Annotated in this window: 27 protein-coding genes and 1 tRNA gene; 10 read left to right on the top strand and 18 right to left on the bottom strand. The window is 40.8% G+C overall.

All coding sequences use genetic code 11. The features are described 5' to 3' along the window. Window positions 1-78: 78 nt before the first annotated feature. The 5 genes from DXB58_RS24375 to DXB58_RS24355 form a co-directional block, all read right to left on the bottom strand. Entirely contained in the window at window positions 79-603 is a 525-nt protein-coding gene (locus DXB58_RS24375) for a DUF4943 family protein (RefSeq protein ID WP_122138539.1), read from the bottom strand. Window positions 604-614: 11 nt separating this feature from the next. After that, entirely contained in the window at window positions 615-1,664 is a 1,050-nt protein-coding gene (locus tag DXB58_RS24370; protein ID WP_122138529.1) for an outer membrane beta-barrel protein, read from the bottom strand. Further along, the gene (locus DXB58_RS24365) at window positions 1,648-2,199 is read right to left on the bottom strand and encodes an RNA polymerase sigma factor (RefSeq protein WP_004300758.1); all 552 of its coding nucleotides are present in this window, start codon (window positions 2,197-2,199) and stop codon (window positions 1,648-1,650) included. The genes DXB58_RS24370 and DXB58_RS24365 overlap by 17 nt, the downstream gene beginning before the upstream one ends. A 235-nt stretch (window positions 2,200-2,434) precedes the next feature. Further along, complete coding sequence (gene nadC / locus DXB58_RS24360; RefSeq protein ID WP_004300759.1) at window positions 2,435-3,283, bottom strand: carboxylating nicotinate-nucleotide diphosphorylase; 849 nt, start codon at window positions 3,281-3,283, stop codon at window positions 2,435-2,437. Next, window positions 3,276-3,668, bottom strand: a complete 393-nt coding sequence (locus DXB58_RS24355; protein ID WP_004304257.1) for a DUF4783 domain-containing protein — start codon at window positions 3,666-3,668, stop codon at window positions 3,276-3,278. The genes nadC and DXB58_RS24355 overlap by 8 nt, the downstream gene beginning before the upstream one ends. Before the next feature lie 127 nt (window positions 3,669-3,795). Here DXB58_RS24355 and rlmH point away from each other — a divergent pair, with 127 nt between their 5' ends. Continuing rightward, window positions 3,796-4,269 carry a 23S rRNA (pseudouridine(1915)-N(3))-methyltransferase RlmH gene (gene rlmH / locus DXB58_RS24350; RefSeq protein WP_122138538.1) on the top strand — a complete coding sequence of 158 codons (474 nt, stop codon included), beginning with the start codon at window positions 3,796-3,798 and terminating at the stop codon, window positions 4,267-4,269. A 19-nt stretch (window positions 4,270-4,288) separates the two neighbouring features. Here rlmH and DXB58_RS24345 read toward each other — a convergent pair whose 3' ends face one another. From DXB58_RS24345 to DXB58_RS24315, 7 genes are all read right to left on the bottom strand, one after another. After that, the gene (locus DXB58_RS24345) at window positions 4,289-4,888 is read right to left on the bottom strand and encodes a nucleotidyl transferase AbiEii/AbiGii toxin family protein (protein WP_122138528.1); all 600 of its coding nucleotides are present in this window, start codon (window positions 4,886-4,888) and stop codon (window positions 4,289-4,291) included. Beyond that, complete coding sequence (locus tag DXB58_RS24340) at window positions 4,843-5,142, bottom strand: hypothetical protein (RefSeq protein WP_004311349.1); 300 nt, start codon at window positions 5,140-5,142, stop codon at window positions 4,843-4,845. The genes DXB58_RS24345 and DXB58_RS24340 overlap by 46 nt, the downstream gene beginning before the upstream one ends. Before the next feature lie 77 nt (window positions 5,143-5,219). Continuing rightward, the gene (locus DXB58_RS24335; RefSeq protein WP_122138527.1) at window positions 5,220-5,861 is read right to left on the bottom strand and encodes an HD domain-containing protein; all 642 of its coding nucleotides are present in this window, start codon (window positions 5,859-5,861) and stop codon (window positions 5,220-5,222) included. 37 nt (window positions 5,862-5,898) lie between these two features. Further along, window positions 5,899-6,354: a preQ(1) synthase gene (gene queF, locus DXB58_RS24330; protein ID WP_122138526.1), complete on the bottom strand. Its 456-nt coding sequence runs from the start codon at window positions 6,352-6,354 to the stop codon at window positions 5,899-5,901. Between the two features lie 579 nt (window positions 6,355-6,933). Continuing rightward, window positions 6,934-7,593 carry a 7-cyano-7-deazaguanine synthase QueC gene (queC, locus tag DXB58_RS24325; protein ID WP_004300765.1) on the bottom strand — a complete coding sequence of 220 codons (660 nt, stop codon included), beginning with the start codon at window positions 7,591-7,593 and terminating at the stop codon, window positions 6,934-6,936. Between the two features lie 8 nt (window positions 7,594-7,601). Beyond that, a complete protein-coding gene (locus DXB58_RS24320) occupies window positions 7,602-8,282 on the bottom strand; it encodes a queuosine precursor transporter (protein ID WP_004304261.1) in 681 nt (226 codons plus the stop codon). Window positions 8,283-8,521: 239 nt separating this feature from the next. After that, window positions 8,522-9,028 (bottom strand): RNA polymerase sigma factor, encoded by a 507-nt coding sequence (locus DXB58_RS24315; RefSeq protein ID WP_117934014.1) that lies wholly within the window; start codon window positions 9,026-9,028, stop codon window positions 8,522-8,524. Window positions 9,029-9,191: 163 nt separating this feature from the next. Here DXB58_RS24315 and DXB58_RS24310 point away from each other — a divergent pair, with 163 nt between their 5' ends. Next, window positions 9,192-10,481 carry a DcaP family trimeric outer membrane transporter gene (locus DXB58_RS24310; protein WP_115484013.1) on the top strand — a complete coding sequence of 430 codons (1,290 nt, stop codon included), beginning with the start codon at window positions 9,192-9,194 and terminating at the stop codon, window positions 10,479-10,481. An 83-nt stretch (window positions 10,482-10,564) separates the two neighbouring features. Here DXB58_RS24310 and DXB58_RS24305 read toward each other — a convergent pair whose 3' ends face one another. After that, window positions 10,565-12,010, bottom strand: a complete 1,446-nt coding sequence (locus tag DXB58_RS24305; protein ID WP_117934016.1) for an OmpP1/FadL family transporter — start codon at window positions 12,008-12,010, stop codon at window positions 10,565-10,567. A gap of 208 nt (window positions 12,011-12,218) precedes the next feature. Here DXB58_RS24305 and DXB58_RS24300 point away from each other — a divergent pair, with 208 nt between their 5' ends. The 6 genes from DXB58_RS24300 (at window position 12,219) to DXB58_RS24275 (ending at window position 17,014) form a co-directional block, all read left to right on the top strand. Next, a complete protein-coding gene (locus tag DXB58_RS24300; protein WP_117934018.1) occupies window positions 12,219-13,220 on the top strand; it encodes a 2-hydroxyacid dehydrogenase in 1,002 nt (333 codons plus the stop codon). 63 nt (window positions 13,221-13,283) lie between these two features. After that, window positions 13,284-13,988 (top strand): pirin family protein, encoded by a 705-nt coding sequence (locus tag DXB58_RS24295; protein WP_004300773.1) that lies wholly within the window; start codon window positions 13,284-13,286, stop codon window positions 13,986-13,988. A 43-nt stretch (window positions 13,989-14,031) separates the two neighbouring features. Further along, window positions 14,032-14,679 carry a pyridoxamine 5'-phosphate oxidase gene (gene pdxH, locus DXB58_RS24290; protein WP_004300774.1) on the top strand — a complete coding sequence of 216 codons (648 nt, stop codon included), beginning with the start codon at window positions 14,032-14,034 and terminating at the stop codon, window positions 14,677-14,679. Between the two features lie 67 nt (window positions 14,680-14,746). Next, complete coding sequence (locus DXB58_RS24285) at window positions 14,747-15,478, top strand: MBL fold metallo-hydrolase (RefSeq protein ID WP_004321445.1); 732 nt, start codon at window positions 14,747-14,749, stop codon at window positions 15,476-15,478. 13 nt (window positions 15,479-15,491) lie between these two features. Beyond that, window positions 15,492-16,622 (top strand): DUF4468 domain-containing protein, encoded by a 1,131-nt coding sequence (locus DXB58_RS24280; RefSeq protein ID WP_004326524.1) that lies wholly within the window; start codon window positions 15,492-15,494, stop codon window positions 16,620-16,622. A 14-nt stretch (window positions 16,623-16,636) separates the two neighbouring features. Continuing rightward, window positions 16,637-17,014, top strand: a complete 378-nt coding sequence (locus tag DXB58_RS24275; RefSeq protein ID WP_004304308.1) for a VOC family protein — start codon at window positions 16,637-16,639, stop codon at window positions 17,012-17,014. A gap of 82 nt (window positions 17,015-17,096) precedes the next feature. Here the strand turns inward: DXB58_RS24275 and DXB58_RS24270 are convergent, their stop codons facing one another. Continuing rightward, window positions 17,097-17,282, bottom strand: a complete 186-nt coding sequence (locus tag DXB58_RS24270) for a hypothetical protein (protein ID WP_022136515.1) — start codon at window positions 17,280-17,282, stop codon at window positions 17,097-17,099. A 95-nt stretch (window positions 17,283-17,377) separates the two neighbouring features. On the opposite strand from DXB58_RS24270, the gene DXB58_RS24265 reads away from it, so the two are divergent. Continuing rightward, window positions 17,378-18,109 (top strand): bifunctional 2-polyprenyl-6-hydroxyphenol methylase/3-demethylubiquinol 3-O-methyltransferase UbiG, encoded by a 732-nt coding sequence (locus tag DXB58_RS24265; protein ID WP_122138525.1) that lies wholly within the window; start codon window positions 17,378-17,380, stop codon window positions 18,107-18,109. Window positions 18,110-18,253: 144 nt separating this feature from the next. Here DXB58_RS24265 and DXB58_RS24260 read toward each other — a convergent pair whose 3' ends face one another. Then, a complete protein-coding gene (locus tag DXB58_RS24260; RefSeq protein WP_004300781.1) occupies window positions 18,254-18,856 on the bottom strand; it encodes a TlpA disulfide reductase family protein in 603 nt (200 codons plus the stop codon). A gap of 94 nt (window positions 18,857-18,950) precedes the next feature. On the opposite strand from DXB58_RS24260, the gene DXB58_RS24255 reads away from it, so the two are divergent. Continuing rightward, window positions 18,951-19,024: transfer RNA gene (locus DXB58_RS24255), tRNA-Thr, on the top strand. Window positions 19,025-19,083: 59 nt separating this feature from the next. Here DXB58_RS24255 and DXB58_RS24250 read toward each other — a convergent pair. The 3 genes from DXB58_RS24250 to DXB58_RS24240 all read right to left on the bottom strand — a co-directional run bounded on the left by DXB58_RS24250 (window position 19,084) and on the right by DXB58_RS24240 (window position 23,880). Beyond that, window positions 19,084-19,962 (bottom strand): DMT family transporter, encoded by an 879-nt coding sequence (locus DXB58_RS24250; protein ID WP_122138524.1) that lies wholly within the window; start codon window positions 19,960-19,962, stop codon window positions 19,084-19,086. 40 nt (window positions 19,963-20,002) lie between these two features. After that, entirely contained in the window at window positions 20,003-23,026 is a 3,024-nt protein-coding gene (locus tag DXB58_RS24245) for a response regulator (protein ID WP_122138523.1), read from the bottom strand. A 200-nt stretch (window positions 23,027-23,226) separates the two neighbouring features. Continuing rightward, a complete protein-coding gene (locus DXB58_RS24240) occupies window positions 23,227-23,880 on the bottom strand; it encodes a hypothetical protein (RefSeq protein WP_122138522.1) in 654 nt (217 codons plus the stop codon). Window positions 23,881-24,091: the final 211 nt, after the last annotated feature.

The following is a 24,091-nucleotide window of genomic DNA, read 5'->3' as shown; positions in this document are numbered from 1 at the left end:
AAAAGACTACTGATACAAACAAATGTTCCCACATGAATGTTTCCTATTTTTTACTTTCCGAAGGCTCCTCCCCCTTTATTACCACCAACGATAACCCGATCCACAAAGCGGCTCATCGTAGCACGGATCAATTGTCCATCCCGTTTTCGGATATTGGCGTTCTTCCCACCAACTACGATAACAAGCGGCTGCATCGAGTACTTCCTCATCGGTCAGGAAATAGATTGCTTCATAATTTTCAGCATTCGCCAATACCATTTTGCAACCTAATGACGGAGGTGTGCCCTGACGGATAGATTCAATCACCCAAAGCATACACTCACCCAACCGAATCTTACCGTTGTTCATATTATAAACCGACGGAAAAGAAGGGATAATAGTCAGATCTTCTGCATATTTTAAAAGTTCGGGGATATCCTCTTCCGTGAAATGAGGAACCTCCACCACCCCTTTTTCATTCTTCATCTTGTACGTACCCGACTTCAATTGCTTCACAAAAAGAGCAACATCCGGATTGTTATAATCCATTTCTTCGCTGGTGCATCCTGTAAAGGATACGATCAGGCAAACAGCCATCCACAGCATTAGTAGTGTTTTTTTCATTTTCATAAGGATTAATACGTCATGCGAAGTCCGCAAAGTAAATTAAAATTAGTCGGCCGTTTCGTTCGTACCGTAGCCAATTTCGAATCTGTCTTGAAATGATGCGAAACTCCGGGTTCGGCAAAAACAGCAAGTCGGTCATTAATCTTATAGTTGATTCCAATACCGGCAGTCACTGCCAGCTGGATAGGTTCTTCTTTAAAACTATTGTCCGGTGCACCGGCAATACATTTATCGGCTATTCCTCCCACAGTAGCGTAAAGGTCGATTTTCTTCGTATCTACCAACGTCACGTTCACTTTAACGGGGATTCCCAGATAGTGCAAGTGTTGCCCTGCAGAACGGAGGTTCGAATAGAGCAGTCCGGTTTCTATGCCGAGAAAATCGTTCAACTTACGTTCTACCGTCACCCCTGCGGAAACCGGCATTTTATAAGTACCGTTATCTGCCGGAAGTGCTGTACCCACTTGAACTTTCATCGCCCAACGATGCTTTTTCACCGCTTTGGGTTGAGATATATTGACATTCGACTGTTCTTCCGGAGCGACAGATGATTCTGTATGACCGTTTGTTGCCTGCCAATAGCCATTATGCCCCTGATTGCCGTATCGGTTGCCATTTCCCGTAGAAGTAGTGGAAGAAAAAGAAAACGACATGGAGAAAGTGATAGAAAGAGAATCTTCTTCCTCTGTATATTGCGACAGCATACCGTAAGATTTCGGAGCCGGTTTAGGCAACACCGGTTCTACCGGCAACGGCAACTGATTGACGCGTATTCCATCTCCATCCATCTGTCCTCCATTCGTCACGGCTATCTTTGTAAATGCTTCTTCCATTTCTTCCTTTGGAGAGAAATACAAAAAAGTAGCCGACGAGGCCGCCAAAACGAGCAATACAGATGCCGCAGCCGCCACACGGAAGAGCAGAATCCGACGACGATGCTGGCAAGCCACAGGAATTTCCTGCGAGAGCTCTTCCCAAAAGCCATCCCGTACACTCATCCCGGCATCAGCGAGACGCGTGCGAAACAGATCGGTTATTTCATCATTTTCTTTCTTCATGATTCCTATACTCTTTAATTCTTTTTGCTAACAAATATTTGGCCCGGTGCAACTGCGAAGTAGATGAATGCTCTTTAATATGAAGCATCTTGGCTATCTCCTTGTGCGATTTCTCTTCAAACACATAAAGGTTGAAAACGGTTCGGCAACCATCCGGCAATTCGGCAATAAACGCCATCAACTGCTCTTCGGAGATTCCAGCCCCTCCTCCCGAATCCGATATATCCGGTATATCGGGAAGCTGCTCTTCATGCACTACCAACTGGCTGACTCGTTTCTCCCGTCGCAGGAAATCGAGTGATTGAGTAACCATCACCCGGGTAATCCATGTACAAAGTGAAGACTCACCCCGGAACGAAAAGTTGGTAAAAATCTTGATGAAACCGTCATGCAGTACATCGTGCGCCGCATCCATATCGCCCGTATAGCGGAAACATACCGCCAGCATCTGCTTGGAATAGAGGGTGTAAAGTTCCTTTCGGGCTGAATCCTTTCCTGCCCGACAGCCCTTTATCAGTTCTATCTCGTTTTCCAAAGTCAATTACTTTTTTTAAAATCGAACGTATGTCTGCGTCGTTTGCTCATTAGACGCGAGAGTTTGAGGAATGCTGCAATGGATATTGCTAAAAGAAGTTAAAGGATAGATAATAATAAACGGGAAAGAAAAAACGGTGAACGATAAACGGTAAATGATGAACAAAGCTGCGCATAATCATGCTACAAAATATCCACCGTTTACTGTTTATCGTTCACCGCTTATTATTATACTATCAGCATGCTTTGAAACTCATGTCCAGTCCTTTCACTGAATGAGTCAAAGCTCCTACAGAGATGAAGTCTACGCCACATTCGGCATACTCACGGAGAGTATCAAAGGTGATACCACCCGAAGATTCGGTTTCGTATTTGCCTGCTACCATCTCTACTGCTTTCTTTGTCATTTCGGGAGTGAAGTTATCAAACATGATGCGGTCTACTCCGCCGAGATCAAGAACTTGCTGCAGTTCGTCGAAGCTGCGGACTTCTATTTCTATTTTCAGGTCTTTGCCTTTTTCCTTGCAATATTCTTTGGCACGAGTGATGGCTTTGTCGATACCTCCGGCGAAGTCCACATGATTGTCTTTCAGAAGAATCATGTCGAACAGACCAATACGATGGTTTACTCCGCCACCGATTTTCACTGCCATTTTTTCGAGGATACGCATACCGGGAGTTGTTTTGCGGGTATCAAGCACACGGGTATTTGTTCCTTCCAATACCTTTGCATATTTACGCGTCATTGTTGCAATACCGCTCATACGCTGCATCACGTTCAACATCAGGCGTTCGGTTTGAAGTAAAGATTGCACTTTTCCTTCCACTACCATTGCTACATCACCCGGTTTCACTTCTGTTCCGTCATTAATAAACACTTCCACTTTCATGGTAGGATCAAAACGGTTGAAGATTTCTTTAGCTACTTCGATGCCAGCCAACACACCGGCTTCTTTGATAAGCAATTTTGATTTTCCCATTGCCGTAGCGGGAATACATGAAAGGGTGGTATGATCGCCATCACCTATATCTTCTGCAAAAGCAAGATCGATCAACTTGTCGATCAGTTCTTTTTCCTTATTCATTGATCTTGTCAATTCTTATTTGATGTATTAAATATTGATTCTGCACTTTCTTCAGGAAGCAGTTCACACGAAAGTTCCCATTAGTAGTAGCCAACGTACCGATAACGAAACTCGATTCGTCTCGTTTTCCCTGATGGTTCACGTTAAATCCGCTGACTTTATTCTCCGTAAAGAATTCCTGCATCATAGCTGTTGCTTTCTGCTTGTCAACGCTTGTCGAGCGACCTTGGAGCACCAGATTTACCTTGTCCCCCATATACTTACTTAGCTCTTGCGAGCTTCCTCTTTTAAATGCCGTTATCACTCCTGCCGGTATCTCTTGTGCCATCAGCAACGAGAGAGAAAGAAGCAAAGTGGCCATTCCTACGAGCACTCGTTTTTTCATAAATACAAGCTTTTAAGTTGTAGTTTAAAGGCTTAAACTTTCAACTAATGATAGGCAAAGGTAAGCATTAATTGCAGAATAACATAAAAAATGCCTATTTTTGTGCAATAATCAGAATTGTAAACGTATGAAAACAGCCCTGCTCGTCGTAGGACGAACCGTAGAACAACACTATATAACTGCCATCAATGACTATATCCAGCGCACCAAACACTATATCACTTTTGATATGGAAGTGATTCCCGAACTGAAAAACACCAAGAGTCTTTCAATGGAAGTGCAGAAAGAAAAAGAAGGAGAACTGATACTGAAAGTTCTCCAACCGGGTGACGTGGTGGTATTGCTCGATGAGCACGGAAAAGAAATGCGCTCTCTGGAGTTTGCCGAATATATGAAGCGAAAAATGAACACGGTCAACAAACGACTGGTATTCATTATCGGAGGGCCTTATGGCTTTTCTGAAAAAGTTTATCAAGTGGCACACGAAAAGATTTCAATGTCTAAGATGACTTTCTCACATCAGATGATCCGGCTGATATTCGTTGAGCAGATTTATCGGGCGATGACTATATTGAATGGAGGGCCGTATCATCATGAATAGTAACTTATCTCATATACTATTATAAACGAGACAAAATAGACTTTTTAATTTCGTCCCAAGATACATCCACAAACATATAAGGCATTGGCTCCTCCTCCGCATCTTCAAAATAAGCTAAACTTTTCATAGCCATAAAAGAAGATGAGTCAGGATATTTTTGAGAATAGAAATCCAATAGATTCTTCAATGAATACTTTTTCAACAAAAAGTAAATATCTACAAAATCTTTTTTAGTACCTCTCCCTTCAATAGCAGTAATTTTCATTGCCGCAATATCTCTAGGACTTGCCAAGCGTATCCCATCTTTATATATGACATCATCAAGCCAAGGATAAGTATAGTTCACGATATCTATTTTAACCTCATTCAATACGTAAATGTGTATATTCTTAGAATCATTTAAGATAGTCAGTGTCCCAAGTGTTCGCAAAGCTTCCTTCAAATCTTGAGAGTCTACATTAATCTGACCAAAAAAATCCAAATCGACTGACTTCCGATGTCCTAATTGCAAAGCTAATGCAGTACCACCGACTAGACGAGTATTACAAAGTACAGGTAACTGTTGTAACTTTTTTAAAAGTTCCAGTGTTGTGGATTCGACCGTTGATAAGTGTAACATCTAAATTGTTCTTTAGGAGTTTGTGAAATGGCAGAAAGATAAGCTAAAGCCCGAGGCTCCAATTCACGAAACCCTTTAGCTATTTCGACGATTCTCCCAAGTCCGTAATATTGTTTTACAATATTCCAATCTTGCAACATACCATACTCAAGCACTCTCTTTATTATATATTGTGAATGCTTCTCCATATCCAAATCATCTTTATTGACATCCCAAAAAAGATATGTTGAAAATCGAGTAATATATTCTTCCATTATCTATCGTATTGCAATCCTTAATATGACAAAGATAAAAATAAAAAATGAATCGAACGCAAGCTAATAGCTATATTTCACAAAACTGTATTATTCTCTTCTTCATAGATTTTATTAAAAACTCTACAAAGTTTTTTTTCATCCGCAATTAGTTGACGAAGTTCTGCCAACCGTCCGGCATTATCCGATTGAGGTATCCACAACTTCAGATACCCTCCTTCTGCATATTTTTCAGTTAGATGTTTCCGAAAACGGGCATATTGCCCTTCTTTATCCATCTCCGGATAATGAGACAGCCCATATTGTACGGTACGACGTAAAGTGACTTCGGAATCAATAATTCGGTCAGCCTCGGCAACAATCATTCCATAGATCGTTCTGGGAGCCTGTTTATTAGAAGCCCGATGATCTTCTATCGCCTCTTTCATCTGCAACAGCTGTTCATCCGTAAACCAACGCCGCAAAGTTTCGTCCGCTAGCAACACTTTGCCGGAGGTTATATGATGAAATTCACGTCCTTCATACAACCCCAGGTCATGATAAGCAGCGATGACATAAACCATCGAATAATCGACTTCATAATGCGTCGCTAATTTCAGACTTTCCTCAATAACCTTTTCTACATGGTCAATTTGATGCGCTTTATCAAAGTGAGCGTATTGAGGGATAATACTTTGCCGAACATAGTTTTGCAATTCAGCAGGCACATGATGAGTCATATTCGATATTTTTAGCTAGTGAATTCTTTTATTTATATTATTCCCGATTCATCAAACGATGTTCTGCCATCTGTTCGAATTTTGTTCCCGGACGACCATAATTAGCATACGGATAAATGGAAATACCACCACGAGGAGTAAATATTCCCGTTACTTCTATGTATTTGGGATTCATCAATCGGATTAGATCTTTCATTATGATATTCACACAATCTTCATGAAAGGCTCCATGACTGCGGAAACTGAAAAGATAGAGTTTCAAACTCTTGCTTTCCACCATTTTTATATCAGGAATGTAGCTGATACGTATTTCAGCAAAATCCGGCTGTCCGGTAATAGGACACAGACTTGTGAACTCCGGGCAATTGAAACGTACCCAGTAATCATTTTCAGGATGCCTATTATCAAAGGCTTCCAGTACTTCAGGAGCATAATCTTGCTTATACTCGGTTTTTCTTCCTAACAAGGAAAGTTGGTCTTTTAATTCAGTCATTGCACTCGTTAACTACAATCTCTATCCTAAACAAAAAATGCATTTCCTCTTTCACCTATCACCGTCCAGTCTCAAACGCCTTATTCATCAAGGTTTCAGTGGTGAAGGATTCATTTTACAACCTATCACCGCATCTATCACCTATCACCATCAACTCTTAACCCACGTTTGCTTTCTCCTCATCTTACTTGTTACGGTGCGTTTCATTGCCTGAAACAAGGTGTTTCCCGCCTTGAAACAAACTGTTTCATTACTTGGAACAAACTGTTTCAAGCCTTGAAACTAATAGTTTCAAGCGTTAGAAACTTTAGTTTCCTACTGGTGAAACTTTAGTTTCTCACCGATGAAACAACAGTTTCAAGCCGCTGAAACTAATCTAAGCCTATACATTCTGGATAGAAGCTACTATCATTTATTAATTAGAACGTACCGGTGACAATAGATGTGACGGCAAAATGTCAAATTTAGCTGCTGTCACTACTTGCTGTCACAAACTAGATATCTTATAATCAAATATTTATCTACAACAATGTGACAGATGACAACAAAAAAATACATTTTAATCTCTATGTAGAGATATTATTGATTCTTACTTTTTAAATACTTCTCCAGTCCCTCCCGACGTAACGTACAAGCCGGACAGTGTCCACAACCATCCCCTTGAACACCATTATAGCAAGTCAGAGTCTCGGTGCGAATCAGCTCCAGCACTCCCAGTTCGTCGGCCAATGCCCATGTTTCTGCCTTATCAATCCACATCAAAGGGGTATGAATCACAAATTGTTCATCCATAGCCAGATTGAGAGTTACATTAAGAGACTTGATAAAGGCATCACGGCAATCGGGATAACCGCTGAAATCTGTTTGGGAAACTCCCGTTACCAAATGATTAATACCACGTTCACGGGCATATACTGCCGCAATACTTAGGAAAAACAGATTACGTCCCGGAACAAAGGTATTGGGAACGCTATCTGCTGGTTTTTCCTGATCCATCACCATCGTAGTATCGGTCAATGAATTATGACCTAACTGTCCGATAAAGGAAACATCCATCACATCAAATTCCACTTCTGCTTTCCGGGCTATCTCCCGTGCAAGCTCCACCTCTTTCTGATGCTTCTGACCATACAGGAAACTCAAGGCATATACCTTCTTAAAATTGCGTTTTGCCCAAAACAAACAAGTAGTAGAGTCCTGTCCGCCACTAAACACAACCAATGCTGCTTCTCTATTCATATTCTATCTTAAATATCTTTGACTTTCAATACATTATAGGAGATATCGGTATCATACACATCGCTACCGTCTATCTTCTTAATGGCTTTCACTACACGAATTGTCACCGGAAGGATAATAACTTCATACATGGATTTCAGCACAATCTGAATTCCCATCATGATAAGCAGTTCTTTCCAGGCAATAACTCCACCAAAAGCTACCGGGAAGAAAATCAATGAATCGGCAGTCTCACCTACAACAGTCGACCAGATGGCACGGGCCGAAAAGTTACGTCCCTGACTGGCTACTTTCATCTTACTCATCACATACGCATTGAGAAATGAACCTACCAGAAAAGCCATCAGACTGGCAGCCACAATACGGGGAGCCATACCGAACACAAAATTGAAATGTTCCTCGCCCTCCCAGAAAGGAGCAGCCGGAATGGCAACAGCGATCAACCCAAGAGCAACCACGAAGAAATTCATCGCAAAACCACTCCAAATGATGAGCCGCGCTTTCTTGAATCCCCAAACTTCGGCGATACAATCATTAATAATATAAGAAATAGGAAAAACCAATAATCCGGCTGTCACGGTCAGACTACCTACCTGGATTACTTTTGTTTCAAGAAGATTGGCTGCAATGAGACAGACATTAAACAGAATGCCCAGCAGCATAAAGGGTACAGATACTTTTTCTTTCATAATTCCTGTTTTTTACGTGGTGTTCTAGAATACACGACCGCTATTCACGGCATCATACATTTTTTATTCTTTCGGGGTGCAAAGGTAAAAAATAAAACTGGAATTATCACATTCATCTTACCAGAATCTGCCTTCTCGAAAATTGAAGAAAAAAATAAGCCTCCCCGTCAGTCGTCGTATTCTGACAGGAAGGCTCATCACTTTGACCTTAAAACACATCACTCAATCAGGCATCTGCATCAGGAGGAGAAATCTTTCAATTCCTCTTTCAACCGCTTACGGATGAAAAACAAACGGCTCTTTACCGTTCCCATCGGCAATCCTAATTTTTCGGCAATTTCTCTATACTTAAATCCGGCAACAAACATCTGGAAGGGAACTTTCATTTCTTCCGGTATGGAATGTATCACCCGGTACAGCTGTTTCATATCATAGGTAAATTCAAATCTGTCGGCATCTTCATCCTCGATCAAATGTTGTTGATTGATAGAATAACTATCATCAATCAGATTCATTTCACGAACTGTACGGCGGTAGTTATTGACGAAAATGTTACGCATAAGCGTATACATCCATCCTTTCAGATTCTTGGTATACGTGAATTTTTCACGATTATCCAGTGCTTGCAACAGACAATCCTGTACCAAATCATTTGCAGACTCACGATCTGCTGTCAATTTATATGCGAAACGATGCAAATCCTGTTCCATCGCTAATATTCCTTGGGTAAAATCTACTTTTTCCATCGTCGTATTTCTTTTATCTAATTAGTACGGTACAAAGATCCGTTCTTTTAGAATCATTATAAATAGCAATTCTTCCGATTAGTTTGGCAATTTTTCCTTTGCCCCTCTCAACCATTTCTTTTTTTAGTTGTTCATTGGGCATTCACCTAAAACTTAACTGATAATGAAAACAAGCTTTAAAATGGTAGCTATGCTACTGGGGATAGGAATTTTCCCCCTCTGTGCCTATGCACAACAGAAGGTAGTCATCGAAGATGAAGAACCGAATTCTATCATGTTTGTTTCGAAGAACAAAGCAGGAGATGAAATCATCCGAATCATGAACGATCGTTCGCAGATGCGTTTCCATGACCCGAATGCTCCCCGTTTCCTGCTCACCGACCAGAAAGGGAAATTTGCCCTGGGTATCGGAGGATATGTTCGTGCAACAGCAGAGTATGACTTTAACGGTATCGTAAATGATGTCGATTTCTATCCGGCATTGATTCCACAACGCGGAAGCGGCAATTTTGCCAAGAATCAATTCCAGATGGATATCACCACTTCTACCCTATTCCTCAAACTGGTAGGACGCACAAAACATCTGGGAGACTTCGTTGTCTACACAGCCGGAAACTTCCGGGGTGACGGAAAAACTTTTGAATTGCAGAATGCTTATGCGCAATTCCTCGGTTTCACGATCGGATACAGCTACGGTTCGTTCATGGATCTCTCCGCACTGCCTCCCACCATTGACTTTGCAGGTCCTAACGGATCAGCCTTTTACCGCACTACGCAATTGAGCTATATGTGCGATAAGTTGAAAAACTGGAAATTCGGTGTTTCGATGGAAATGCCTTCAGTAGACGGTACAACCAACAATGACTTGTCTATCAACACCCAACGAATGCCGGACTTTGCCACTTCCGTACAGTATAACTGGAATAGTAGCAGTCACGTTAAATTAGGTGCTATTGTCCGTAGTATGACTTACTCAAGTAACGTTCATGAGAAAGCCTATTCCGCCACCGGATTCGGTCTGCAAGCATCTACAACCTTCAATATTACGAAGAAATTACAGGCATTCGGACAGTTTAATTATGGAAAAGGTATCGGATCTTACCTGAACGATTTAAGTAATCTGAACGTAGATATCGTTCCCGATCCTGATAATGAGGGAAAAATGCAGGTTCTCCCAATGTTGGGATGGTATGCAGGGTTGCAATACAACCTTTGTCCGAGCATCTTTATATCCGGTACATATAGTTTATCCAGACTTTATTCTGAAAACGGATATCCAAGTGAAAATCCGGAATCCTATCGCAAAGGACAGTATTTAGTGGCTAATGCTTTCTGGAATGTAAGCAGTAACCTGCAAGTGGGCGTAGAATATTTAAGAGGATGGCGTACTGATTTCAGTTCTTCAACCCGCCACGCCAACCGGTTGAATATGCTGGTACAATATTCTTTCTAAACTAACATAGAACAGTAAAACAAAAAAGCCGTCTCAACATCATGTTCGAGACGGCTTTTCTATACATATAAAGGATTAGAAATTTAGAACTTATAGTTCACGCTCACGCCAAATACTTTATTGGTACGGCTATAAACGTCTTTATCTACTAATGATGCCATCGATTCAGGCAAACCACCACGTCGTGGATTTTCTTTGGTATAATCACTGTATGTAGTCCAAAAATAAGCAACATCAAGGCTCAATGCCTGCGTGAAATTAATACGGCCTCCGAAACCAACTGAATAAGAATCACAAGAAAAACTTGTATCTGATTGGAAAGCATCGCTCAATCCGTAGTCTGTTTTCTGATAACCTCCACTGACTGTGAACAGTTTATTGATATCCCATTCAACACCCGCCAAGTACTCGTGTGTACCATGTTTCAGTGTTTTCTGCTTACCATCCGCCATACCGGCATTCTTATCATCAAAAAAGTGATATTCTACCGAAGCTCTCAATGATGGCAAAAATTCATAACTTGCTGCTACAGAAAGCATAGAAGGAAGGTCACTCGGCGTGTTCACACCATTCGCATAAGGTGCCATAAAATCCGCAGCTGCATCCGGAAACTCACGTGTATGCGTATCATTTTCAATATTCATATTAGCCTTAAATTCGTACTTCGCTGCCAAATTCAACTTTCCGAATTTAGCATCTACACCGATAATAGGTGTCAATCCCCAACCTGTCTGGTCACAATCAAGCTCAATCTTTGTATCATCCAGTTTTTGAAGCAAAGGACCCGATTGCGCCTGCGCTGCCAGAGTTGCTTGTTCTAAACTCATATCAGGATTAGCAGCCATGATTTGTTGTACTATGGCAGCACCCAACTGTTGAGCCACACCCTCTTTCAGACTAATATTCAAATGCCCCTTATATCCACCAGTAAAATAATTCATACGTGCACCAGCAAAAACAGAGAAGTGTTCATTAATCTTATAACTTGCTCCTAACTGAAAACCATAGATGTACTGACGACCTTCCATAGCCGAATTAATATTGTACATATTAGGTTTCAACATTCCTCCACTCGCAGAATTTGCCAAACTAATAGCAGCGGCATCAAACATAGGCAAGCCTGTGTTGAAAGAAGCTTTTCCACCGCCACCCACAATGGCAAAGCTACCGGAAAACGCCCAATCACCTTTTTTATATACAGCATGTATGGAAGGAATAACGGGAGCAGAAGCCGTCCCTTCATAATTACGCACAGTAGTCTGTCCGTCCATAGTCCATAAAGGACTTGTTGCAGCAATATCACGGGTCTGATATGCACTTTGAATAGTAAGTGCTACTTGAAGACCATCTTTGGGAAGAAATGCCAGTCCGGCAGGATTACTATAAACTCCATCAACATCGATGGAAGCGCCGCGGGCTATCATGCGTAAGAAAGCAGCATTCTGATTCGTATTGGTTAGATAATCTCCGGCAAAAGTTGGAATTGAAACGATCAACATTGCAAGACCAATCAACGAAATTTTTCTCATCTAAATCTTTTTTAAAATTATTTCGGCGCAAAGATATAATAATATTGCACAGGGAGCACACATTTGTGCATTTATTTTCATTTATCCGCCATTTTAATTGAAAAATCAAACTGTTTCTAATGAAACAATCTGTTTTTCGAATGATGGATTGATTAAACAAATTCACCTGCTCCAACGTTTAATATTATATAATTCATAGAATAATATTATGGCCTATACAATTGCATTTTTCGGCACAAAGCCTTATGATGAGTCCTCTTTCAATGACAAAAACAAAGAGTTCGGGTTTGAGATACGCTACTACAAAGGGCATCTGAATAAGAACAACGTACTACTGACACAAGGAGTGGATGCTGTCTGTATCTTTGTGAACGACGTTGCCGACGCAGAAGTAATCCGTGTGATGGCAGCCAACGGAGTAAAACTATTGGCACTACGCTGTGCCGGATTTAATAATGTAGATTTAGATGCTGCCGCCGCTGCCGGAATTACCGTAGTACGGGTTCCTGCCTACTCTCCTTATGCCGTTGCAGAGTACACCGTAGCTCTTATGCTATCGCTAAACCGAAAAATTCCCCGTGCTTCCTGGCGTACCAAAGATGGTAATTTCTCCCTGCACGGTCTGATGGGATTCGATATGCACGGAAAAACTGCAGGAATCATCGGCACAGGCAAAATCGCGAAAATACTGATTCACATCTTAAAAGGCTTTGAGATGAACATATTGGCTTACGACCTCTATCCGGATCACAACTTCGCCCGTGAAGAACAAATAGTTTACACTTCATTGGACGAACTATATCACAATTCGGATATCATCTCTTTGCATTGCCCGCTCACCGAAGCGACCAAATACCTGATTAATGACTACTCTATCAGCAAAATGAAAGACGGAGTAATGATTATCAATACCGGCCGTGGACAGCTGATTCATACCAACGCACTGATCGAAGGATTGAAGAACAAAAAAATAGGTTCTGCAGGACTGGATGTATATGAGGAAGAAAGTGAATACTTCTACGAAGATCAATCCGACCGTATTATCGACGATGATGTACTCGCCCGCTTACTTTCATTCAACAATGTGATCGTCACTTCTCATCAAGCTTTTTTCACACACGAAGCGATGGAGAATATTGCTGCGACCACCCTGCAAAACATAAAAGATTTTATCAATCATAAGCCTTTGCTAAATGAAGTGAAGAAATAAAACTTTTAAGCTCCTTTCTTTGTTTACAAAACATATAAACAAATAAGAGAAAGGACAGATTTTATGAAAAAAGTAATACATAAAGCAGATACAAGAGGACATTCCCAGTATGATTGGTTGGATAGTTACCATACTTTTAGTTTTGACGAATACTTCGACTCCAATCGTATCAACTTCGGTGCCCTTCGCGTATTGAATGATGACAAAGTTGCACCCGGAGAAGGTTTTCAGACTCACCCGCATAAGAATATGGAAATCATCTCCATCCCTCTGAAAGGACATCTGCAACATGGAGACAGCAAGAAGAACAGCCGCATCATTACTGTTGGAGAAATTCAGACAATGAGTGCCGGAACGGGAATCTTCCACAGTGAAGTGAATGCAAGCCCTGTAGAACCGGTAGAATTCCTGCAAATCTGGATTATGCCGAGAGAACGGAACACCCGTCCCGTTTATCAGGATTTCAGTATCACAGAGTTGGAACGTCCGAATGAACTGGCAGTCATCGTATCTCCCGACGGCAGTACACCTGCCTCCCTTTTGCAAGACACCTGGTTCTCAATCGGTAAAGTAGAAGCCGGAAAGAAACTGGGTTATCACATGCATCAAAGTCATGCAGGCGTCTATATTTTCCTCATTGAAGGAGAAATTGTAGTAGACGGCGAAGTGTTGAAACGCCGCGATGGTATGGGTGTTTACGATACCAACAGTTTCGAACTGGAGACATTGAAAGATTCACATATTCTATTAATAGAAGTACCTATGTGATTCCATAATTAGAAATTAAGAACTAAAACTGCCAGATAATCTTATGGCGAAATTAAACATAGCAGATATCCGACAGGAATATACGAAAGGCGGGTTGCGGGAAAATGAACTTCCGGGCGACCCGCTTTCGCTTTTCAACCGTTGGCTACAAGAAGCAATTGACGCAGAGGTGGATGAACCGACTGCTGTCATTGTAGGAACCGTATCCCCTGAAGGGAGACCGTCCACGCGTACCGTATTATTAAAAGGGCTCCATGATGGAAAATTTGTCTTCTATACCAATTATGAAAGCCGTAAAGGCAGGCAATTGGCACAAAATCCGTATATCTCCCTCTCTTTTGTGTGGCACGCCCTCGAAAGACAAATACATATAGAGGGAATAGCGACGAAAGTTCCTCCGGAAGAATCGGATGAATATTTCCGGAAACGTCCTTATAAAAGTCGGGTCGGTGCACGAATTTCTCCCCAAAGTCAACCTATAACAAGCCGAATGCAATTAATACGGTCTTTTGTCAGGGAGGCAGCCCGGTGGATCGGAAAAGAAGTGGAGAGGCCCGATAATTGGGGCGGATATGCCGTTACCCCTACAAGGATTGAATTCTGGCAAGGACGCCCCAACCGTCTGCATGACCGTTTTCTATATACCCTGCAACCGGACGGGGAATGGAAAATCAGTCGTCTTGCTCCTTGATTTCGTCGATTTTTCTTGGCAACTCCAACTAGAATACGTAATATTGCAACTATAAAATAGTCAGCTTATGACATTGGATTATATTTATCACAGCGGTTTCGCCATCGAAATGGAAGGTGTAACCGTTATCATCGATTACTACAAAGATTCTTCCGAAACGGAACATAACCGGGGAATCGTACATGATTATCTCCTGCAAAGGCCGGGTAAACTATACGTATTGGCCACCCATTTCCATCCCGACCACTTTAACCGTGAGATATTGACCTGGAAAGAACAACGCCCCGACATTCAATATATTTTCTCCAAAGATATTTTGAAGTCCCATCGTGCCAAAGCCGAAGATGCTTTCTATATTAAAAAAGGAGAAACATACGAAGACGAGACAATTCGTATCGATGCTTTCGGCTCAACGGATGTCGGCAGTTCGTTCTTGCTTCACCTGCAAGATTGGAGTATCTTCCATGCCGGCGACTTGAACAACTGGCATTGGAGTGAGGAATCTACTGAAGAAGAGATCCGAAAAGCCAATGGTGATTTCCTTGCAGAAGTTAAATATTTAAAAGAAAAAGCGCCAAACATTGATTTAGTACTATTCCCGGTGGATCGGAGAATGGGAAAAGATTACATGAAAGGGGCAAAACAGTTCATCGAACAAATAAAAACTACTATATTTGTGCCCATGCACTTCAGTGAAGATTATGAGGGGGGAAATGCACTTCGTAGTTTTGCTGAAAATGCCGGATGCCGTTTTATCAGCATCACCCATCGGGGCGAAAGTTTTGAGATTACCAAATAAACACATGATAATTATGAATAAATTTACGATTCTGTTTCTTACCCTGTTCCTTGCATTGCCGATGGCGATGAAGGCAGATTCTGCAAAAGAGAAGAAAGATGACACCAGGTACCTTGTAGGAGCTGTTCCTGAAGTAGATGGTAAAGTAGTATTTTCCAAAGAGTTCCAGATTCCCGGAATGAGTCAGGCACAAATCTACGACACAATGACAAAGTGGATGGACGAACGTCTGAAAGAAAATAAAAATATTGATAGCCGCATTGTTTTCTCTGACGAAGCAAAGGGGACAATTGCCGGTGTTGGAGAAGAATGGATTGTTTTCAGTTCCAGTGCTCTGTCATTAGACCGTACACTGGTCAACTATCAGATTACCGTTACCTGTAAACCCGGCAACTGCCTGGTAGAGCTTGAGAAAATCCGTTTCACTTATCGCGAAACAGAGAAATACAAAGCGGAAGAATGGATTACTGATAAATATGCGCTCAATAAAGCAAAGACCAAATTAGTGCGCGGCCTGGCTAAATGGCGTAGAAAAACTGTAGACTTCGCAGATGATATGTTTATGGATGTAGCAGTAGCTTTCGGAGCACCTGATACTCGTCCGAAGACAGAGAAAAAGAAGAAAGAAGAAGAGCAACAAAAACCATCTGTTGTGGCCGCTGCCGGTCCGATCGTTATCGGTCAGGGAGGTAAAGTTACCACTACCGAATCTGCTCAAACCACCATTCCTGCGGCTACTTTGACTCCTGCCACTCCGGCTACCAAAGTTGCATCCGACGCATCCGGTTATACAGAAATTGATTTGAAACAAATTCCGGGCGAAGTATATGCCTTAATGGGAAGTGGTAAATTAGTAATCAGTATTGGAAAAGATGAGTTCAACATGACCAATATGACTGCAAATGCAGGTGGTGCATTGGGGTATCAATCAGGAAAAGCTGTTGCATATTGCACACTTTCACCCGACCAACCTTATGATGCTATAGAAAAGGCAGACAGCTATACACTGAAATTGTATGCTCCGAACCAAACAACTCCTTCAGCTGTTATCGAATGTAAGAAAATGCCTTCACAGACAACTCCGCAAGCCGGACAACCCCGTACCTATGTTGGAGAAATTGTGAAACTCTTAATGAAAAAATAAGGAAAATTGCAACAATGGAAATAAAAAGTAAATTTGACCATTTTAATATCAACGTTACAAACCTGGAGCGGAGTATCGCTTTTTATGAGAAAGCACTCGGCTTAAAAGAACATCATCGGAAAGAAGCATCCGACGGTTCATTCACACTGGTTTACCTGACAGATAATGAAACTGGTTTCCTATTGGAATTGACATGGCTCAAAGATCATACTGCTCCATACGAACTGGGGGAAAACGAAAGTCACCTATGTTTTCGTGTAGCCGGTGATTACGATGCAATCAGGGCCTATCACAAAGAAATGAATTGTGTATGTTTTGAGAACACTGCCATGGGGCTTTATTTCATTAATGACCCGGATGATTACTGGATTGAAATACTTCCACAGAAGTGATTTTATATAAAAAGTGGGGGCAGGATAATTATCCTGCCCCCACTTTTTATATCAGAATATGATCCGTTTATTGCTACGATCTTTATTTTTTATGTCGGTTAGCTCTTTTCTTCCGGATATCTGCTTTCATCTTCGCTGCACCCGAACCATGTTGTCCACGAATATACGTCGCTTTTTTCGCTTTCGTTTTCACCTTTTCCTCTTCTTTGGGCTTATCTTTCTTACCTTTAAAAACGATACCACCCATGATTGCTTCTTCTATACTCATATAATCATTTATTAGTATTCAACATTTCCGATGGCAAAGATAACCCTTTTCTACGGATTTATTTATCTTTGCAAAGTTAACAATCGTAACCACCAATGGCAACAACAATTCTTTCTGCAGAAAAGGACCCGATGGGAGCCGCTATTTCTGACTATTTCAACCATCACAGAGCTGATCGTTTGCGGGTATTTTCTTCTCAATTCGAAGAAGATGAAATTCCCGTCAAAGAACTGTTTCGTAGTATACAGTCTATGCCTATACTAGAGCGTACCGCCCTGCAAATGGCTACCGGACGGATTTTGGATGTAGGTGCCGGAAGTGGTTGCCATGCGCTGGCACTTCAGGAAATGGGAAAAGACGTATGCGCCATTGATATTTCTCCCTTATCTGTCGAAGTAATGAAACAACGCGGAGTGAACGATCCCCGTCTCATCAACCTTTTTGATGAAACATTTTCCGAAACATTCGATACAATCCTAATGCTCATGAATGGTTCCGGAATCATCGGACAGCTGAATAATATGCCCGGATTTTTCCAACGGATGAAACGTATTCTCCGCCCCGGTGGATGCATATTTATGGATTCCAGTGATTTGCGTTATCTTTTTGAAGAGGAAGACGGTAGCATAGTCATCGATCTGGCCGGAGATTACTACGGAGAGATCGACTTCCAAATGCAATATAAAGATGTAAAAGGAGACACATTCGACTGGTTATATGTAGATTTCCAGACTCTTAGCTTATATGCTTCCGAATGTGGTTTTAAGGCAGAATTGATAAAAGAAGGCAAACATTACGATTACCTGGTCAAACTTAGCATTGCTTGAAAATGCATCTTCATATAGTGACGGTATGCACTCCGGATAGCGTCACTATATAACCAAAATAGTAACGCCATCACATCAGGATAGCGTTACTATTTTTATATACTCATACATGTTCCGTTAGAAACATCTGATGAAGGTTTTCTTTTATTTCAGCATTTCATTAATTGCCTGCACAAGAGAAGCAAACTCTTCCTCATTATATAAACGAGTCAGCTTTACAATTTTTCCTTCCTTATCAATCAACACGTTTCTCGTTATTCCGGATTCACGTAATGCATATTTCGCAAAGATATCAGCTCCCGGATCCAGCCCTAACGGATAAGTGACTCCGGTAGATTTTGCAAAAGCCAGTACTTTGTCAAGCGGTTCGTCACGGTCAATGCCAATCAGGGCAAAGTCTGCATTATTTTTATGCTTCAACCAAATATCCTTCTCGATAAACGGCATTTCTTTACGGCAAACTCCACACCAGCTTGCAGTGAACTGCAACATGACAACTTTACCACGAAGGGAAGATAAACTCACTTGTTTCCCATCTGTCAAGGTAATTGTGAAATCCGGAGCCATCTCTCCTACCCGGACAATATATCCTGTACTATCTGCCTGAACAGATTTTGCATCCGCAGTTACTTCTACACTATCTGTTGCAACTTCAACATTCGCCGTTCCTTTCTTCTGTCCGGAACAAGCCCATATACCTATGGCTAAAAGCGCCACACTACATACATTCATAATTTTCATTTTCATCTAATCATTGGTAACTTTGCAAATATAAAAAAAGTATGTGATGTATTTGCATTTTTAAAAGAAATTCATACCTTTGCACCCGCAAAAGAAAAACGCCTCTTTAGCTCAGTTGGCCAGAGCACGTGATTTGTAATCTCGGGGTCGTTGGTTCGAATCCGACAAGAGGCTCTCCAGAATGAATGCTGTTTATCACATCAGATAAGCAGCATTTTTTATTAATATCTTCTTTAAGATTTTTGCTTACGAAATACTACCATACCCACAGCCAACAAAATCAAAAGAATTCCAATAGCACTATTCAGGGTAAACAGTTCTTTAAAAACAAAGACACCGATCACAACGGCTGTCAGTGGTTCCATCGCACCTAAAATAGAAGTCAGTGTAGGTCCCGCATACTTAATTGCCCGTACCAGAGTTATATTCGAAATAGCGGTGACCGGCAATGCAAGTCCTAAAATAATCAGCCATATATAACCGTCTGTCACCAGATGAAGCCCGGAAGTTGCCATAGCTCCTATCAGATAGAGAACAGCTCCCATCCCCATAACATAACATGTCAGTACAGTGGAATTGATTTGAGCGGCTCGTGTTGTTCGAACCCCAATGATGTATCCTCCGTAAGAAAAGACAGAAATGCAAGCCGCCACCAATCCTACCATTGTATGACCACTTTTCGCCTCCAACTCTCCCGATGACAGTAAAGCCGCACCAAACAAAGACATTAAAACAGCAAGCATCACCAAAAGAGATTTCTTTTCGTGAAAGAAAAACATCATTGCCAATGATACGGCCAACGGATACATAAAATGAATAGTCGATGCTACCCCCGTGGCTATATTCTGATAGGCAATGAGCAAGCTGAATGAGGTGGTTGCCCGCAACAAACTTAATAAGAAAACGACTAACAAATCTTTCTTTGCCAGCCGGAAATTACATCCCGAACACCATCCAAACAGTGTCAATACAATAGCAGCCACTCCCCAACGATAAGAAAGCACCTCGAAAGCCGAAAAACCGGCTAACAACAGAGTTATAGAAAAAAACGGAGCCAGCCCAAAAGTGGAGGAGGATACCGCCGCATAAAGTATACCTTTAATACGATTCATCGATATATTCAACTAATTCCAGATATTCACAATGCAAAGATTATAAATATTTCTTTAATGCCACCATTAATTTCATTTTTTCAATCGGCTTAACCAGATATTCATTACAGCCGGCCTTTATTGCAGCAATCCGGTCAGAATCGAAGGCATGGGCGGTAAGTGCGACGATAGGCAAGCTAGCATTAAACTTACGTATTTCAGCTGTAGCCTTCAAACCATCCAGTACTGGCATTTTCATATCCATCAACAGCAAATCGACATGTTGGCTACGCGCTATTTCCACTGCCTTTTGCCCATTCTCTGCATGCAGTAAATCATAATGATCCTTCAGGATAGTAGACACCAGCTGATAATTACTTTGTATATCTTCAGCTATGAGAATTGTTTTCCGACCGGCACTCTTCTCCATCACTTCGTCATTCGCGCCAAACTCTTCTCCGGAGATATTCTCTTCTTTCTTCTCTTCTACCATAGAAAGTGTATCGACTTCACAAGGTAAAAATGCCCAAAACAGCGATCCTTCATTGTGTACCGATTCAAAGCCGACTTTGCCTCCCATAGCTTCTGCAATTGCCTTGCAAATAGAAAGTCCAAGTCCGGTACCTTGGGCAAACTCATCAAGTTTCTCAAAACGCTGGAATACTTTTCCTTTTTTATCATCAGCTATACCAATACCGGTATCTTTCACATAAAAATAGACGCCTCCATCCTTACATGCATATCCCATTTTAATAGAACCTTTTGAAGTATATTTGATAGCATTAGTGACATAATTCGTTATAATTTGTGCCACGCGATTACGGTCCAGAGTTACCCGGCAACAGTGATAAGGATTGATTTCAGTTAACACGATATCCGGATTCTTCAGGCGCTGCTTCATGGAAGTAAACATGTTTTCAAAATGTTCGGATAAGTCGAACGGTTCGTATTTCAGTTCTACCGAACCGGCTTCCAGCTTGGATAAATCAAGTATATCATTTATCAGTTTTAGCAATAACTCATTATTACTATTAATAATCTGGATATAGTCCGCCTTTTCTTCTTCTCCGGCATAAGCCATCAACTCCGAAAAACCTACAATAGCATTCAAGGGAGTACGGATTTCATGACTCATATTCGCCAGGAACGCAGATTTCAATTTATCAGACTGCTCTGCCTGATGTTTGGCTTCCTGCAATTCCTTAATCATTTTTTCACGCTCCGTTACATCATCCACGCGAATTACAACACCATCCACAGATCCATCTTCAAGAACTACGGGAGTGGCAAACACTTCAACGGTATGCGCACTGTCCAACGAAAACTTCATCTGTTCCGTCTGTAATGAAACAAAAGCACGTTGCATCACACAATTTTCACAGGGAGAAGTACGATTATATGTACTTTTATAGCAAAGTTCACCTTTTTTGTAGGCTTCAAAAGAAAGACTTTTTGAACATAACGAAATATTTTCCCATTGAACCATATATTCCTTCGTGATGTAGGCCAACCCTGAATTCGTATTGTTAAGAACCAGTTCATTCTGTCGTACCAAAGCGTCCTGTATTTCTTTATTCTTTAGTAAGGTCAATTCAGTCTGCTTATAGGAATCGATATTTTGCGTCATACCGAACAGATACTTATAAGGAGCATCGTTCAAAGTTGTGGTTTCAACAAGGCCACGCGTTTCCCACCATTGATACACGCCATCTCCTTTAAAGTCAATGCGATATTCCACATCCCATACACCGCTTCCTAGTTCTACCGCCTTTTGCAAAGTTTCAGCAAACTTTTGTCGGTCATCAGGATGTACGAGAGTCAGATATTTCTCGACCGAATTAATTTCTGATGCCTTTTTCCCATTTTTATCAAAACCTTCACCGAAACTCACCCTGTTCTTAGCCGGCTCGAAAAACCAGGTGAAGGCATTCATCGCTTCCATAGTGACAGTTAACAGCTGTGCACGACGCTTCAGTTCATTTTGTAAACTCTGATCCCAGCGGGTATTTAACAGAAAGCGCTTGCCATCATCTTCAATTATACTTTTGCGAACAATAGTATCATAGCTGCGTCCATCCTTCAGTATAATACGTTCCATGCCGAAATAAGGGTTCCCAGTATTGTATACCTCTAAATCTGTCTTCTGAATACGCTCTACTTCTTCTTCACTCAGCACATCATAAGTAGTTTTATCTTCGCTGGTACCAAACATGAGCTTACTCTCTTCATTGCAAAAAACATAGCGGAAATCATTCTCTACATCTTTGATATGAACAGATAACGGAAGATTATTTAATATATTATAGAAGAACTGCTGCTTTTTCTGCACCTCCGTATTATTCTTTCGGGTACCAACATATTTCAATACTTTCTTATTAGAATCAAATTCATAAGGAGCACCGCTTATCGTACAAAATTGCCAGGTTGAGCTATCCGGCAACATAACCCTGCTATCAAAAGAAAAAGAAAAGTCTTCCCCATTGCTCATTCTTTCCATTACTTCAGTAACCTGACCACGGTCATCCGGATGCAAAGTCTCCAGATATAGTGCCATACTAACTGGCTTAGACTGATCGTATCCATTCAGCGGTTCATTATCACTATAAAATAATTTGGCCACTGCATCAAATTCCCAAAACATGATGTTGGCTGCCTTCATAGCAAGCTCCGTTTTCCGGCGACTTTGACGGAGTACCTCTTCACTTTTCACAGTTTCTGTAATATCTTCAAAGATAAAAATGTAATTAACAAACTTGCCATCATTATCATAAAGAGGATTACCATTACATTTCAAATAGCAGGTCCGGGTACGCGTAGAGAAAAAGCGTTTATCGGTTCTCTGTTTATCGAAATCATACAAAAAACTCATCTGTACCGGAACACAACGACGAACTGCTTCCTTCACCACGTCAGGAACCACAGAATTTTCATTTATGTTGAGTTTATTACCAAGAAGCGTTTGCGAGTCAGCGCCAAAAAATCGGCAGAAGCTTTCATTACATCTTACCAGAGTGCCATCGGCTGTGAAGAAACCTATTCCAACAGGAAGTGAATTAAATACAGTTAGTAATTGTTTGTGTTCCATTTCTTTATCCTTGAATAACTTAGAAATAAATATTTTATCTCCGCACTATGCAAATATATACACTTTTACGATTATAATATGATTTTATAGCGAAAATATTATTGCCAGGTTATAACATACAATAAGGGGCTATCCATGATATTGTGAATAACCCCTATCTCAAATGACATCCCGTATATTATCATTTTAAAAAGTACATTTTAATACTCCTCAATGACTGTATTTCCAAAAATATCCTTTTTAATAATTTTCCCATGACCGTTACCATATTCAATTATTTCGTTTCCAAAAATATCTTTTTTAATGGTTGTTCTATTCCCCTTATCATCCTCGATAATAGTATTCCCAAAGATATCTTTTGTAATCGTCTTTCTATTCCCTTTGTCATCGCGAATAATAGTATTTCCCAGAATATCTTTCTCTATAGTTTTTCTATTACCCTTATCGTCCCGGATAATGGTATTTCCTAGAATATCTTCTTCAATAGTCTTTCTATTGCCTTTATCATCACGAATAATGGTATTTCCTAGAATATCCTTTTCAATAGTCGTTCTATTGCCTCTATCATCACGGATAATGATGTTCCCCAAAATATCCTTTTCAATAGTCTTTCTATTGCCTTTATCATCACGAATGATGATATTCCCTAAGATATCCTTTTCAATAGTCTTTCTATTACCATTATCATCACGGATAATGATATTACCTAAAATATCCTTTTCAACAGTCTCTCTCCCTTGGTCAACTCCCGAATACTCATAATTATCTTCAACAAGATTTGCACCATAGCCCTTTATTATATAAGGAGCCAAAATAAACTGGGCAACAAACAGGATAAATAAAATCTTTTTCATGGCGTTTTTCTTTTGGTTTAGAACAAAAGTAACGCAGGAAAATCAGAATAAATAAGTGAATTCCATAATTGTCAGTAGGGAAAAACCTAAAATAAAAAGGATTAGCGCATGCAGTAACGGTATATCCATAATATACTACCTAATTGGTCCCCAGAATGGTCCCCAAAAATCGAGTAGGAGGAAAACGAAGTAGTTTTCTTCCTACTTTCGC

This window comes from Bacteroides sp. OM05-10AA, from assembly GCF_003439055.1.
In the GTDB taxonomy this organism is placed as follows: domain Bacteria; phylum Bacteroidota; class Bacteroidia; order Bacteroidales; family Bacteroidaceae; genus Bacteroides; species Bacteroides intestinigallinarum.
The sequence above is the reverse complement of the archived record's forward strand: the minus strand, read 5'-3'. Positions and strand labels throughout refer to the sequence as shown.